The following is a 13382-nucleotide window of genomic DNA, read 5'->3' as shown; positions in this document are numbered from 1 at the left end:
GGCCGGTGACCCGACGTGGGGCATAACCGGCAAGACCGCGACACCCGGGCGGACCCGGCGGAGCACAGGGTTTCGGGGGGAGCCCGCCCGCGGAGGGATCAAGCCTGACCGCCCGGAGCGGGCGGGCTCCCCCCGAAACCCCCACGGCCGAAACCCACGGCCAACAACCCACGGCCAACACCCCACGGCCAGCCCGGACAAGGGCAGCGATCAGCTGAGAGTCGCCTGGAGAGCGGCTTCCTTGGCGGCTACCAGCTGCTCCAGATCCTGCTGGTAGGTCGCCATCTTGGCGCGCAGGTGCTCGTCGGCCGCGCCGAGGATCCGCACGGCGAGCAGGCCGGCGTTGCGGGCGTTGCCGATCGACACGGTGGCCACCGGGATCCCGGCCGGCATCTGCACGATGGAGAGCAGCGAGTCCATGCCGTCGAGGTGCTTCAGCGGCACCGGCACGCCGATCACCGGCAGCGGGGTCACCGAGGCGACCATGCCGGGCAGCGCGGCGGCCCCACCGGCGCCAGCGATGATCACCTTGAGGCCCCGGTCGGCGGCGTCGCGGCCGTACTCGATCATCGCGACCGGAGTCCGGTGGGCCGAGATCACCCGGACCTCGTACGGCACCCCGAAGTCGTCCAGCACCTCGGCGGCGGCCCGCATGGTCGGCCAGTCCGAGTCGCTGCCCATGATCAACCCGACCGTGCTCACTGCGGCTCCCTCATCGTTCGCGCCCGTGCGGCTCACTCATGGCCCTCGCGCAGCCAGCGCGCGGCACGCACGGCCCGCGCCCGTACGTCGTCCAGGTCGTCGCCGAGCACCGTGACGTGCCCGATCTTGCGGCCGGGCCGCACCTGCTTGCCGTAGAGGTGCACCTTGGCCCCCGGCTCGGCCGCGAAGAGGTGGTGCAGCCGTTCGTCGATCGACATCCCGCCCGGCTCGCCGCCGAGCACGTTCGCCATCACCACGACGGGGGCGGCCAGCGCGGTGTCACCCATCGGGTAGTCCAGGACCGCCCGCAGGTGCTGCTCGAACTGGGAGGTCCGGGCCCCCTCGATGGTCCAGTGCCCGGAGTTGTGCGGACGCATCGCCAGCTCGTTGACCACGATCGCCGGGCGGCCGGCCGCGTCGCGCACCTCGAAGAGTTCCACGGCGAGCAGGCCGATCACGCCGAGCGCGGTGGCCAGGTCGATGGCGAGCTGCTGGGCGGCGACCGCCAGCTCCTCGTCCAGGCCGGGCGCCGGGGCGAGCACCTCCACGTTGATGCCGTCCCGCTGCACCGTCTCGACCACCGGGTACGCGGCCACCTGGCCGAACGGCGAGCGGGCCACCTGCACGGCCAGCTCCCGCAGCAGTGGCACCCGTTCCTCGACGATCAGCCGCGTGCCGCCGGCGAGCAGGGTTCGCGCCAGCTCGGTGGCCTGGGTGGCGTCGTCGACCATCCAGACTCCACGGCCGTCGTAGCCACCCCGGGCCGCTTTGAGCACCACCGGCCAGCCGACCTGCTCCCCGAAGGCGATCAGGTCGGCGGGCTCACTGACTGGCCGCCACGCGGGGTTGGGCGCGCCCAGCTCGGTGAGGCGTTCCCGCATGACCTGCTTGTCCTGGGCGTGCACCAGCGCTTCCGCCGGCGGGTACAGGGTGACGCCCTCCGCGGCCAGCGTGCGGATGTGCTCGGTGGGCACGTGCTCGTGGTCGAAGGTGACCACGTCGCAGCCCTTGGCGAAGGTGCGCAGCGCGGCCAGGTCGGTGTGGTCGCCGTACTGGACGTCGGCGGCGACCAGCGCCGCGCCGTCGTCGGGGGCGACCGCGAGTACGCGCAGTGACTGGCCGAGGGCGATCGCGGCCTGGTGGGTCATCCGGGCCAGCTGGCCGCCACCCACCATGCCGACAACAGGCAGACCGGTACGGGAATCCATAGCGCGGCCAGCCTATCCGGGCCGTCGGCGCGGCCACCCGCAGGGCCGGCGCTCCCGCCGTCGACCCGTTCGCGTGCCGCCGTGGGTGCCGGCCTCGGGCGGGGGCGACCTCGCGGACCGCTACGCCGGGCAATCGGCGGCACGCTCAGCCGAGCTCGGCGACCAGCTCCTCGACCGACGTGACCGGGCGCTGGCAGACGAAGCCCCGGCAGACGTACGCGGCGGACCGCCCGTCGACCAGCGGCCGGTCGGCCAGCAGGGGCACCCCGGGCTGGTCCGGGCGCCCGGCGACCACCACCGCGCCGGGCGGGGCGTGCCGGTGGGCCGCTGCCACCAGCGGGTCGCCGGCCGGGTCGTCGGTCGCCACGGCGATCTCGTACGGCCCGGAGAGCAGCGCCTCGCCGACCGTGGCCGCGTACCCGGTGAACCGGGCGTGCCGCCCGACGATCGGCGCGACCGTGCCGAGCGCCACCTCGGCGGCCTCCCGGTAGCGGGTCTCCCCGCTCAGGGCCGTGTACGCGACCAGCCCGGCGATCAGCGCCGACCGCCCGGACGGGGTGGCGTTGTCGGTCGGGTCCGCCGGCCGGGTGACCAGCCGCTCGGCGTCGTCGGCGGTGTCGTAGAAGGCGCCGCCGGGCGCGGCGAAGTGCTCCAGCGCGGTGTCGAGCAGCCCGCCGGCCAGGGTGAGCCAGCGGCCCTCGCCGGTGAGCTGGTGCAGCGCGCAGAACGCCTCGGCCACGCAGCCGTAGTCCTCCAGCACGCCGGCCGGCTCACCGACCGCACCGCCCCGGGAGACCCGACGCAACCGGCCATCGACCAGGTGCACGGTGGCCAGGTGCTCGGCGGCGTCGCGCATCGCACCGTCGGCGACGATGACGACGCCCTCCATCAGGTTGGCGTCCTCGTCCTGCGGCGACGCGTACAGCGCGACGACCTGCTGGAACTCGACGATGGCGGTGATCGCCAGACCGTTCCAGGCCGCCACCACCTTGTCGTCACGGGCCGGCTGTGGCCGCTCGTCGCGGGCCGCGAGCAGCCGCCCCACCACCTGCTGCCAGCGCGCCCGGACCTCGGGTGCGGCATCGTCGACGTCCCGGGCGAGCCGCAGCACGCTCGTGCCGTGCTCGAAGGTGCCCTCCTCGGTCACGGCGAACAGGTCGGCGGCCCAGCGGCCGTCCTCCTCGCCCAGCACCTCGACGAGTTGGGCGGGCGTCCAGGCGTAGGTGAGCCCCTCGACGCCGTCGGTGTCGGCGTCCAGCGCGGACGCGAAGCCCTCCCCCGGCCGGTGCAGCTCGTCGGCGAGGAAGCGGGCGGTGTCCCGGGCGACCCGGCGCGCCAGCGGGTCGCCGGTCAGCCGCCAGATCTGGGTGTAGACCCGCAGCAGCAGCGCGTTGTCGTAGAGCATCTTCTCGAAGTGCGGCACCGTCCAGTGCGCGTCCACCGAGTACCGGGCGAAGCCCCCGGCGAGCTGGTCGTAGATGCCGCCCCGGGCCATCGCCTCGGCGGTGTGCCGCACGATCTCCAGGCTGCGCGGATCGCCCGTGCGCTGGTGGTGACGCAGCAGGAAGAGCAGGTTCATGTGCGGCGGAAACTTCGGGGCGCCCCCGAAGCCGCCGTTGGTCGTGTCGTACTCGCCGGCCAGGTTGGCGGCCGCGGCGTCGAGCAGCGGGGCGTCCAGCGGCGCGGTGGGCCCGCCGACGGCCTGGGCGCCGCCGATCGCCTCGACCACCGCGGCGCCCTGGCGCTGCACCTCCTCGCGCTGGTCCCGCCAGGCGGTGGCGACCGACTGGAGCAACCGGACGAAGTTCTCCCGCGGGAAGTAGGTGCCGCAGAAGAACGGGGTGCCGTCCGGGGTGGCGAAGACGGTCATCGGCCAGCCGCCCTGGCCGGTCATCGCCTGGGTGGCGGTCATGTAGACCGCGTCCACGTCCGGGCGTTCCTCACGGTCCACCTTGATCGACACGAAGTCGTCGTTCATCAGGGCGCCGACGTGCTCGTTCTCGAACGACTCGTGCGCCATCACGTGGCACCAGTGGCAGGCGGCGTAACCCACCGAGATGAGCACCGGCACGTCCCGCCGCTTCGCCTCGGCGAACGCCTCGTCGCACCAGGGCCACCAGTCGACCGGGTTGTCGGCGTGCTGGAGCAGGTAGGGACTGGTGGCGCCGGCGAGTCGGTTCACCCGACGACCATAACCAGCCCCGACCGGATGCGCCGGGCGGTCACCCCGGCCCAGGCCGCACGGGCCTGGGCCGGGCGCCGGATCAGCGCCGCCTCAGGCTGACCGTCGCGGTCGCGGAGTCGCTGACGAAGATGTCGTACGTGGTGTCGTACGAGCTGGCATTGGCGGTCACCTCGACGTCACCCTTCCGGAACGGGGTGGAGGTGAACGAGGGTGAGCTCGTGGTCCAGGCGACCGGGGCGCCCGGAGTGCAGGCCACCTCAGCCCGGACGAGTCCTTCGGCGCGCCTGCCGTGCCACGTCTGGGTCATGCCGCCCTCGACGTAGACGGTGGCCGGTGCGGTGCAGGTCACGGTGCCGCGCACCGTCGCTTCGTCGGTGCGGGTGTCGATCGTGCCCGAGGTGGCGACCTGCACGCCGACGGCGAGCACCGGCGGCGCCGGTGGGTTGGCGACGTGCACCTCGCCGCGGGCCGAGCCGGTGCTGTAGTTGCAGCGCTGTTCGAACGTGGCGTCGAACCGTTCCAGGTAGCCGTGGGGGCCCCAGGAGATGTCCGTGACGGTGAACGAGCCGGTCTGCCCGTTCGTGCAGAACCGGTCGTTGCCGCTCAGCGCGATCCCGGGCAGCGGGCTCTCGTAGAGATACTCGGTGGCGCCGGTGTAGGTGCCGACGGTCAGCGGCTGACCGACCGGCGCGCTCAGGTCGATCGTCCAGGGCCCGGCGGGCGGGTCGAAGACCTGGACGGTGAGGTGGTTCGCGGTGCCCCAGACGTTGAAGCCGTCCCCGGCCGCCGTGGCGAACGAGTAGCTCCGGCCTTCGCTGACCGGGTCATCCGGATCGCCGGTGACGGCCAGCGAGCCGGACTGCGGCGCCTTGGCCTGCACTGGTGGGGCTGCGGCCAGCGCTCCGAGCGTCGCGGCGGTCAGCGCGAGCGCTGCGGCGAGGATGGGACGTTTCCGGGAGAGTCGCATGCTGTCCCTTCGACAGGTGAACGTGGCGGCTCCGTAGATCACGACATCCACGCAGCTCAATCGCGACTCTAGGACGTCGGCGGACGATTGACTGCCCCGTCCGGAAGTGATCAGCGGCGGGCGCCGGCGGCCCGGAGGCGGCTTCGGCGCGCAGGGTCAGGAGGCGCCGTCGGCGCGGAGGCGGAAGACGTTCGACTCCGCCGAGTCGCGCAGCGAGCCGAGCACCGCGCCGATCTTGTCGGCGGGCATCGGCTTGAAGAAGTGGTAGCCCTGCGCGGAGGTGCAGCCCAGCTCGGCGAGCGCCATCCGCTGCTCGGCGGTCTCCACCCCCTCGGCCACCACCCGCAGCCCCAGCTCGTGGGCGAGGCCCACGGTGGTTCGTACGATCGCAGCCGCCTCCGGCGAGTCCGCCATCCGGATCACGAAGGAGCGGTCCACCTTCAACTCGTCCACCGCGATCCGGGTGAGGAAGGTCAGCGAGGAGAAGCCGGTGCCGAAGTCGTCCACCGCGAGCTGCACACCCATCGACCGGAGCGTGGCCAGCACCTCGTCGATGACCTCCAGCTCGCTCATCACCACCGTCTCGGTGATCTCCAGGACCAGCCGGCGCGGCGGCACCTGGTGCCGGCGCAGCGCGTCGGCGATCTCCGTCGGCAGCCGGGGATCGAGCAGGCTACGCGCCGACAGGTTGACCGAGATCGGGACGTCGAGCCCCTCCCGGGCCCAGTCGGCGGCCACGCTGAGGGCCTTGTCCAGCACGTACCGGGTGAAGGTGCCGAGCTGCTCGCTGTTTTCCACCGGGCGGATGAAGTCGGCCGGGCCCAGCCAGCCGCGCCGGGGATGCCGCCACCGAATCAGCGCCTCCACGCCGGTGGGCGCGCCGGTCGCCAGGTCGACCGCCGGCTGCAACGCCAGCACCAGCTGGTCGTCGACCTCCAGCGCCTCGCGCAACTCGGCGAGCAGGGCCAGCTGGTCGGTGCTGGCCGCGTCCCGGGTGCTGTCGTACGCGGCGACACTGCCGCCACCCTCCTTGGCCTGGTACATCGCGATGTCGGCCCGGCGCAGCAGCTCCGTCAGGTCGGCGGTGCCAGCGTCGGCCACGACCACCCCGACGGAGACCTCGATCGACATCCGCACCCCGGCCACCTCGGTCGGCGCGGCCAACCGTTCGGCGATCTCCCGGGCCTGGCGGAGCGCGTGCGCCATCGGGGCGGCCCGGTCGCCGACCACCGGCACCGAGCTGAGCAGCAGAGCGAACTCGTCGCCACCGAGCCGGCCGAGCAGGTCACCGGGGCGGGCCATCGCGCTCAGCCGGTTCGCGGTCAGCCGCAGCAGTTGGTCACCCGCGGCGTGCCCCAGTGTGTCGTTGACTTCCTTGAACTGGTTGATGTCCAGCAGCAGCAACGCCACCGGGTGGTCGTGCGCGAGCTGCCGCAGCGTCTGATCGCCCTTGCCGAGCATCGCGGCCCGGTTGGCCAGCCCGGTGAGCGGGTCGTGCACCGCCTCGTACGACGAGCGGGCGGTGACCAGACGCAGCTCGCGGTGGGTCGCGGCGTCGTGCAGCGCGGCGGCGAGCGCGTCGCCGAACGCGGCCACCGCGTCGCGTTCCCGGGGGGTGGGTGGAGCGGACCGGGGGAACCGGACCCGCAGCCGACCGACCGGCGCGGCGCCGACCGACAGCGCACGGATCAGCTCGTCCTCGTCGGGCTCCGACCGGCCCGGCGGGCCCACCTCCCGGTCGACCAACTGGCCGCCGGCGTCCCCCCGGTAGCGGCGCCACCGGCCGTCGGCCCGGGCCACGTCCACATCGACCAGCTCGGCGTTGAACAGCGCCAGCGCACCGGTCACCGCCGCGCTGGCCACGCCCCGCTCGTCGAGCTGGTTGAGGGCCGCGGTGGCCTCGGCGAAGGCCCGCCACGTCCGGCGTTCCTGGTCGGCGCGCAGCCGGTAGCGGTAGGTCTGCTGAAGCAGCCAGAGCAGCGGCGGGAGCAGCAGCAACCAGCGCGGGTCGAGCTCCAGCAGCGCGACCACCACCAGGCCGACCGCCACGTTGCCGACGAACATCAGCAGCTTGCCGCGCAGCGCGGCGAGCAGCGGGGGCCCGATCGGCAGCCCGTGCCGCAGGCCCAGCGTCACCCCACCGAGCCAGGCGGTCACCAGGAGGTACGTCACCGAGCCCGCGATCACGGCCAGCGCCAGCATCGGGGTGGGCGCGGCGAGCAGCGGATGGCCCAGCGCGGTGGCCACGGACACGGCCAGCGCCGACGCGGCGGCCAGCGACGCGGCGATCCGGACGATCTCCAGCATCGGACGGCGGTCGTTGTGCAGCGAGAGGACCGTCCAGGCCAGCCCGGCGCCGAGCAGGGTGGCCGCCGGCAGCCAGCCGGCCGGCGCCAGGTAGAGGCAGACGATCAGCGCCGCCTCACCCCAGGTGATGCTGACCATGCCGGCAGCCGAGCGGAACCGCAGCCGTGCGAACTGGGCGACGGCGAAGACGGCGACGGCAATGCCGAAGCGGGCCGGACCGCCGAGCGGATCGTCGGCCGGCAGCCCGTGCGGGAGGGTCAACCCGACCGCGGCGGCGATCAGGGCGGTCAGCGTCACGGCGGCGGTGAGCACGAGCAGCCGGGCCGGCATGCCGCGCACCCCGAGCCGGTGGAACGGGTCGCCGGCCGGGCCGGAGGTCATCGACCTCCCCCGTCAGCCGACCGACCGACGACGGTACGGCGGGCGGCCGGTGCTGTGACGGTCATCGGCGCCCCCTTCCGCGCACGGCTCGGGAACTTTTGGTCCCCCCGGCGGAAGGCTAAGCCAAACCGGGTGGTCGCAACAGGGGGCGACCACCCGGTTCGGCGTGAATCATGCGCGGACTACCCGTTCCGGTGCTGCTGGTGCCCGTTGGGAGCGGGCGTGGAGGAATCACGCGCTCCGGTCCCGTCTGTCGGATCGGCGACTGCCGCTTCGGCCCTGGTCGGGTCGGTCGGCGGCGTCTGCTGCGGAAACCGGTCGGGCAGCCGGCGCAGCCGGGCGTTCATGTTGCGGATCAGCAGGATGGTCGCGGCGGCCAGCAGCAGGATGAGGAACAGGCCCATCGGACCGGCCAGACCACCCGTGCGGGTGTCCCCGAAGTTGTTCTCCGCGAGCACCTGGGCAGCGGTCAGCATGGCGTTCCTCCGATGTGCGGTTGGTTACCAGGGTAGCCCTGCGCGGAATCAGCGCGCGTGCGCCGTCTCCCGCACCCCGGCGAACAGATCGGACTCCGGCATCGGGCTGTCCACCACCGAGCGGGCGAGCTCGTAGTCCTCCGTCGGCCAGGCCCGCTGCTGGAGCTCCATCGGCACGTGGAACCAGAAGCCGTCCGGGTCGACCTGGGTGGCGTGGGCGCGCAGCGCGTCGTCGCGGACCGGGAAGTAATCGGCGCACTCCACCCGGGTGGTGATGCGGGGGCCCTTGTCCGGCCGGTCCTCCCAGCGCTTGAGCCACTCCTCGTAGGGCGACTCCTGGCCGATGGCGAGCATGCCCTCGTGCAGGGCCATGATCTTGGCCTTGGAGAAGCCGATGTCGTAGTAGAGCTTCAGGGGCTGCCACGGGGCGCCCAGCTCCGGATAGCGCTCCGGGTCGCCGGCCGCCTCGAAGGCGGCCACGCTCACCTTGTGGCACATGATGTGGTCGGGGTGCGGGTAGCCGCCCTCTTCGTCGTACGTGGTGACCACGTGCGGACGGAACTCGCGCATCAGCCGCACCAGCGGGCCCGCGGCCACCTCGACGTCCTGGAGGGCGAAGCAGCCCTCGGGCAGCGGCGGCAGCGGGTCACCCTCGGGCAGCCCGGAGTCGACGAAGCCGAGCCACGCCTGCTCGACGCCGAGGATCGCCCGGGCGGCGTCCATCTCGGCACGGCGGATCTCGCCGATGTCGGCCCACACGTCGGGGCGGTCGAGCTTGGGGTTGAGCACGCTGCCGCGCTCGCCGCCGGTGCAGGTCACGACCAGGACGTCCACGCCCTCGGCGACATACTTCGCCATGGTCGCCGCACCCTTGCTCGACTCGTCGTCCGGGTGCGCGTGGACGGCCATGAGACGCAGCTGTTCTGCCAACTTCGGCACTCCTCGTCTGTGCCGGCCGGTGGACCCGACCGGGCTCGACCGGCTGACCCGCCGGAATCCCCCGCACCCGATGGCCGGTCGGCGCCATGGGGCCCGACCTGCCATTCCTGCCGCTGAGCCGGGCTGGGAGGATGGACTCTGTCATTCTTGCTGATGCCGCCGACAACAACGCCAGGAGATACCCGCCGGTGACCGAGACGCACGCCACAATTTCGCCGGGCGCACCGGTTTTCCCGGCCGGCCGCTACGGCCGCCGTCGGGCGACCGGCGGCGGGCGCCGTCGCACGCTGCTGGCCGCGCTGGCGCTGCTGGTGCTGGTGGGGGCGCTGAGCCTGATCTCGTTCCGGCTCTACCGGCAGTACGGCGATCCCGTCTACGACGCCCAGGTGATCACCTACACCGACATCACGGACAACCAGGTGCTGGTCGACTTCCGGGTGACCGTGCCACCGGGCGGATCGGCGGTCTGCGTGCTGCGCGCCCGGGACCGCGCCGGCGCCGAGGTGGCCCGCGAGGAGGTCACGGTGACCGCCGAGCCGGGCGACCGGCACGTGACCGCCCGGCACCGCCTGGCCACCACCGCGCGGCCGTTCATCGGCGAGGTGCTGCGCTGCCGAGCCCCGGTCTGAGCGGCCAGGACAGCGCCGCGGCCGGGAGCCGCGAAGGGCACGTGCGGGCCCCCGCCGCCCGGCGTCGGATGCGGACACCAGCCGTGATCGCCGACACCCTGTGTCGTACCGCACTGGTAACTTGGTAGTTCACCTGTCAGCCAGCCACGCACAACTGAGGAGACCGCCTGTGTCCACTGGCAACGAGGCGCCCGCCACCTGGCTGTCGCAGGACGCGTACGACCGCCTCCAGGCCGAGCTCGACGAGCACATCGCCAACCGCCCGGCGATCGCCGCGGAAATCAACGCCCGGCGCGAGGAGGGCGACCTGCGGGAGAACGGCGGCTACCACGCCGCCCGCGAGGAGCAGGGCAAGGCTGAGGGCCGGATCCGCTACCTGCAGGAACTGCTGCGCACCGCCAAGGTCGGCGAGGCGCCGACGACGGATGCGGTGTCGCCCGGCATGGTGGTGACGATCTACTTCGACGACGACACCGATGACACCGAGACCTTCCTGCTCGGTTCCCGGGAGATCGCGGCCACCACCGACCTGACCGTCTACAGCCCCGAGTCGGCGCTCGGCAAGGCGATCCTGGGCGGTCGGCCCGGGCAGACCTGCACCTACACGGCGCCGAGCGGCGCCGACATCAAGGTGACCGTGGTCAGCTTCGAGCCGTTCTCCGGCTGATCGCCACCGGCCCCACCGCACGCTGAGGCGTACCGCCGCCGGGGTGTGGCACCTGCGAGTGTCACGCCTCGCCGGCGAAGACCACCTGGTAACCGCTGGCCCGCAGCGCGCTGATCAGCGTGTCCGAGTGCTCCACCCCTCGTGTCTCCACCGACAGCGCCACCTCCACCTCGCCGAGGCCGAGGTGCGGGTTGGCCCGCTGGTGCTCCACGTCCACCACGTTGGCCCGGTGCTCGGCGATCTGGCTGAGCAGCGAGGCCAACTGCCCGGGCCGGTCCGAGCAGCGCACCGTCACCCGGAGATAGCGACCCGCGGCGGCGAGCCCGTGTTCGATCACCCGCAGCATCAGCAACGGGTCGATGTTGCCGCCGGAGAGCACCGCGACCACCGGGGCCTGCACCTGCACCACACCGGCCAGCAGTGCGGCCACGCCGACCGCGCCGGCCGGCTCGACCACCTGCTTGCCGCGCTCCAGCAGCATCAGCAGGGCCCGGGAGATGTCCTCCTCGGAGACCGTGACGATCTCGTCGACCAGCTTGCGGACGTGGCTGAAGGTGATCTCGCCCGGCCGGCCGACCGCGATGCCGTCGGCGATGGTGGAGAAGGCGGGCAACCGGACCGGTTCCCCGGCCACCAGTGAGGGCGGGAAGGCCGCCGCGCCGGCCGCCTGCACGCCGATGATGCGGACGTCGGGTCGCAGCGCCTTCGCGGCCACCGCCATGCCGGAGATCAGACCACCGCCACCCACCCCGGTGATGATGGTCCGCACGTCCGGGCACTGTTCGAGGATCTCCAGCGCCACCGTGCCCTGGCCGGCGATCACATCCGGGTGGTCGAACGGGTGGATCAGCACGGCGCCGGTGCGCTCGGCGTACGTGTGCGCGGCGACCAGCGCCTCGTCGACCGTGTTGCCGACCAACTCGACCTGCGCGCCGTACCCCTTCGTGGCGGCCACCTTCGGCAGCGGCGCGTTGACCGGCATGAAGACCGTGGCGTGTGTGCCGACCAGGCCGGCGGCCAGCGCCACGCCCTGCGCGTGGTTGCCGGCGCTCGCCGCGACCACGCCGCGTTCCCGCTCCGCCGCCGACAGCCGGGAGATGCGCACGTACGCGCCGCGCACCTTGTAGGAGCCGGCCCGCTGCACGTTCTCGCACTTCAGCCACGTCGGCCCACCCAGCGCCGCGCTCAGCGGCCGGGAAGGCTCCAGTGGCGTGGTCCGGACGACGCCGGCGAGCAGTTTCCGCGCGGCCCGCACGTCGTCGAGCCCGACCAGTTCCGTCATGCCCCGATCGTGCCACCCGCCCCCGGCGTCCCCTGCGGCGACACCGGGGTCGTCGGAGGCGCCGCGGCCGGCACGGGTCCACCCGGCACCGGCGCGCCGAGGACCGGGGGCGCCGGCCGGCCCGGTGCGGTCGGCCAGGCCGGCAGGGCCCGGGCGATACGCGCCGCCTGCGCGCCGGAGATCTGCCGGACCAGCACGATCAGCGATGCGCGCACACCGTGGACGATCATGCGGTGGCCGGCGACCCCGTGCCGACGCGGGGATAGCCGGGGGCGTGCCGGGACCACGGGGCGGCCATCTCGAACTGACCGGCCACGCCGAGCAGCAGCAGCTCCGAGCCGGGCGGACCGACCAGCTGCACGGCGACGGGCAGCCCGTCCGGGCGACGACCCACCGGCACCACGATCGCCGGCAGACCGGCGATGTTCCACGGCGCCGCGTACGGGGCGTACCGGATGTTGGCCGCCATGTTCGCCCGCCAGGACCGGTCGGACCAGCGTGCGGCCTCCGGCGGCGCGCTGGCCAGCGCCGGGGTGAGCAACAGGTCGACGGAGTGGTCGGTGAAGAAGTCGGTCGACCGCTGCCGCCAGGCGGCCCGGTCGGCCTCCCGGACGTAGCCGCGACGCTGCGCCCACTCGCCCAGCGCCACGTGTCGCCGGGTACGCCGTTGCAGGTCCCGCCGGTTCAGCCCGCCGGCCCGGACGTCGGCGGCTGCGGCGGCGAACCAGGTGGCGATGCCCTGTAGGCCGAGCGCGGTGGGATAGACCGGATCCGCCGGCACGGTGTCGTGTCCGGCCGCGGCGAGCAGGCGGCTGGCGGCGGTGACCGCGTCGCGGTTGGGCGCGTCCGGCGAGACACCGCGCACCGGGCTGCGCAGCGAGACGCCCACCCGCAGCCGCTGCGGCGGGACCAGCTTCTCCGGTCGCCGACCGGCGAGCACCGAGAAGCCGACCGCCGCGTCGGCCACCGTGCTGGTCAACATGCCGTGCTCGGTGAGGCCGAACCAGTCGTCCGCCCCGAGCTGGCAGGGGACCACGCCCCGGCCGGGCTTGAGCCCGACCAGGCCACAGCAGGCCGCCGGGATCCGGATCGAACCGAGACCGTCGTTGCCGTGCGCGATCGGCACCAGCCCGGCGGCCACCGCGGCGGCGGCGCCGCCGGAGGAGCCGCCGGGGGTACGCGCGCTGTCCCACGGGTTGCGGGTCACCGCGCTGTCGTCGTCGGTGAGCGCCCACAGCCCCAGCTCGGGCATCCGGGTCACGCCGAGGATCACCGCGCCGGCGCCGCGCAGGCGACGCACCACCTCGTGGTCGGCCTCCGCCACCTCGGTGCGTACCGCGGCGGAGCCGTTCCAGGTGGGCAGGCCGGCGACCGGAGTGTTCTCCTTGACCGCCACCGGCACCCCGGCCAGCGGCAGGTTGGCGAGGTCCTCCTGCTCGTCGACCTTCTCCGCCTCGGTGATCGCCTCGCCGCCGCGCACGGCGCGGAACGCGCCCAGGTCGGCGTCGGCCCGCGCGATGTACTCGAGGTGGTCGGCGACGACCTGGGTGGCCGAGACGTCTCCCCTGCGTACGCCCCGGGCGATCTGCTTGGCGGTCGCCCCGACCCAGGTCGCCATGATGTCCTGCACGGCCATCCT

Annotated in this window: 12 protein-coding genes; 2 read left to right on the top strand and 10 right to left on the bottom strand. The window is 73.5% G+C overall.

From position 1 onward, the window contains the following. Positions 1–210 precede the first annotated feature (210 nt). The 7 genes from purE to mca form a co-directional block, all read right to left on the bottom strand. A complete protein-coding gene (purE, locus tag EAD89_RS09565; protein ID WP_121675463.1) occupies positions 211–702 on the bottom strand; it encodes a 5-(carboxyamino)imidazole ribonucleotide mutase in 492 nt (163 codons plus the stop codon). A 32-nt stretch (positions 703–734) separates the two neighbouring features. Further along, positions 735–1910 carry a 5-(carboxyamino)imidazole ribonucleotide synthase gene (locus tag EAD89_RS09560; protein ID WP_121675462.1) on the bottom strand — a complete coding sequence of 392 codons (1176 nt, stop codon included), beginning with the start codon at positions 1908–1910 and terminating at the stop codon, positions 735–737. Positions 1911–2055: 145 nt separating this feature from the next. Continuing rightward, positions 2056–4092, bottom strand: a complete 2037-nt coding sequence (locus EAD89_RS09555) for a thioredoxin domain-containing protein (protein ID WP_121675461.1) — start codon at positions 4090–4092, stop codon at positions 2056–2058. 82 nt (positions 4093–4174) lie between these two features. After that, positions 4175–5062 carry a hypothetical protein gene (locus EAD89_RS09550; protein ID WP_121675460.1) on the bottom strand — a complete coding sequence of 296 codons (888 nt, stop codon included), beginning with the start codon at positions 5060–5062 and terminating at the stop codon, positions 4175–4177. A 156-nt stretch (positions 5063–5218) separates the two neighbouring features. Beyond that, a complete protein-coding gene (locus EAD89_RS09545) occupies positions 5219–7699 on the bottom strand; it encodes a bifunctional diguanylate cyclase/phosphodiesterase (RefSeq protein ID WP_199733457.1) in 2481 nt (826 codons plus the stop codon). Between the two features lie 233 nt (positions 7700–7932). Next, positions 7933–8226 (bottom strand): hypothetical protein, encoded by a 294-nt coding sequence (locus EAD89_RS09540; protein WP_121675458.1) that lies wholly within the window; start codon positions 8224–8226, stop codon positions 7933–7935. A gap of 48 nt (positions 8227–8274) precedes the next feature. Next, on the bottom strand, positions 8275–9156 hold the full coding sequence (gene mca, locus EAD89_RS09535; protein WP_121675469.1) for a mycothiol conjugate amidase Mca: 882 nt from the start codon (positions 9154–9156) through the stop codon (positions 8275–8277). Between the two features lie 197 nt (positions 9157–9353). Here mca and EAD89_RS09530 point away from each other — a divergent pair, with 197 nt between their 5' ends. Both EAD89_RS09530 and greA read left to right on the top strand, forming a co-directional pair. After that, on the top strand, positions 9354–9794 hold the full coding sequence (locus EAD89_RS09530) for a DUF4307 domain-containing protein (RefSeq protein WP_121654519.1): 441 nt from the start codon (positions 9354–9356) through the stop codon (positions 9792–9794). A gap of 169 nt (positions 9795–9963) precedes the next feature. Continuing rightward, the gene (gene greA / locus EAD89_RS09525; protein ID WP_053655285.1) at positions 9964–10461 is read left to right on the top strand and encodes a transcription elongation factor GreA; all 498 of its coding nucleotides are present in this window, start codon (positions 9964–9966) and stop codon (positions 10459–10461) included. 61 nt (positions 10462–10522) lie between these two features. Here the strand turns inward: greA and ilvA are convergent, their stop codons facing one another. The 3 genes from ilvA to EAD89_RS09510 are packed head-to-tail and all read right to left on the bottom strand — an operon-like array spanning position 10523 to position 13379. Further along, a complete protein-coding gene (gene ilvA / locus EAD89_RS09520; protein ID WP_121675457.1) occupies positions 10523–11743 on the bottom strand; it encodes a threonine ammonia-lyase in 1221 nt (406 codons plus the stop codon). Next, positions 11740–11958: a hypothetical protein gene (locus EAD89_RS09515; protein WP_147458783.1), complete on the bottom strand. Its 219-nt coding sequence runs from the start codon at positions 11956–11958 to the stop codon at positions 11740–11742. The genes ilvA and EAD89_RS09515 overlap by 4 nt, the downstream gene beginning before the upstream one ends. Positions 11959–11969: 11 nt before the next feature. Continuing rightward, positions 11970–13379: an amidase gene (locus EAD89_RS09510; protein ID WP_121675455.1), complete on the bottom strand. Its 1410-nt coding sequence runs from the start codon at positions 13377–13379 to the stop codon at positions 11970–11972. Positions 13380–13382: the final 3 nt, after the last annotated feature.

Source organism: Micromonospora sp. BL4, from assembly GCF_003667505.1.
In the GTDB taxonomy this organism is placed as follows: domain Bacteria; phylum Actinomycetota; class Actinomycetes; order Mycobacteriales; family Micromonosporaceae; genus Micromonospora.
This window is presented reverse-complemented; position numbering and strand designations above follow the sequence as displayed.

What these genes read in the sequence shown, in the direction of transcription:
- EAD89_RS09545 (WP_199733457.1), bottom strand. Translation starts at nt 7,699, where the DNA reads ATGCCGGCCCGGCTGCTCGTGCTCACCGCCGCCGTGACGCTGACCGCC.
- EAD89_RS09540 (WP_121675458.1), bottom strand. Translation starts at nt 8,226, where the DNA reads ATGCTGACCGCTGCCCAGGTGCTCGCGGAGAACAACTTCGGGGACACC.
- EAD89_RS09560 (WP_121675462.1), bottom strand. Translation starts at nt 1,910, where the DNA reads ATGGATTCCCGTACCGGTCTGCCTGTTGTCGGCATGGTGGGTGGCGGC.
- EAD89_RS09550 (WP_121675460.1), bottom strand. Translation starts at nt 5,062, where the DNA reads ATGCGACTCTCCCGGAAACGTCCCATCCTCGCCGCAGCGCTCGCGCTG.
- ilvA (WP_121675457.1), bottom strand. Translation starts at nt 11,743, where the DNA reads ATGACGGAACTGGTCGGGCTCGACGACGTGCGGGCCGCGCGGAAACTG.
- EAD89_RS09510 (WP_121675455.1), bottom strand. Translation starts at nt 13,379, where the DNA reads ATGGCCGTGCAGGACATCATGGCGACCTGGGTCGGGGCGACCGCCAAG.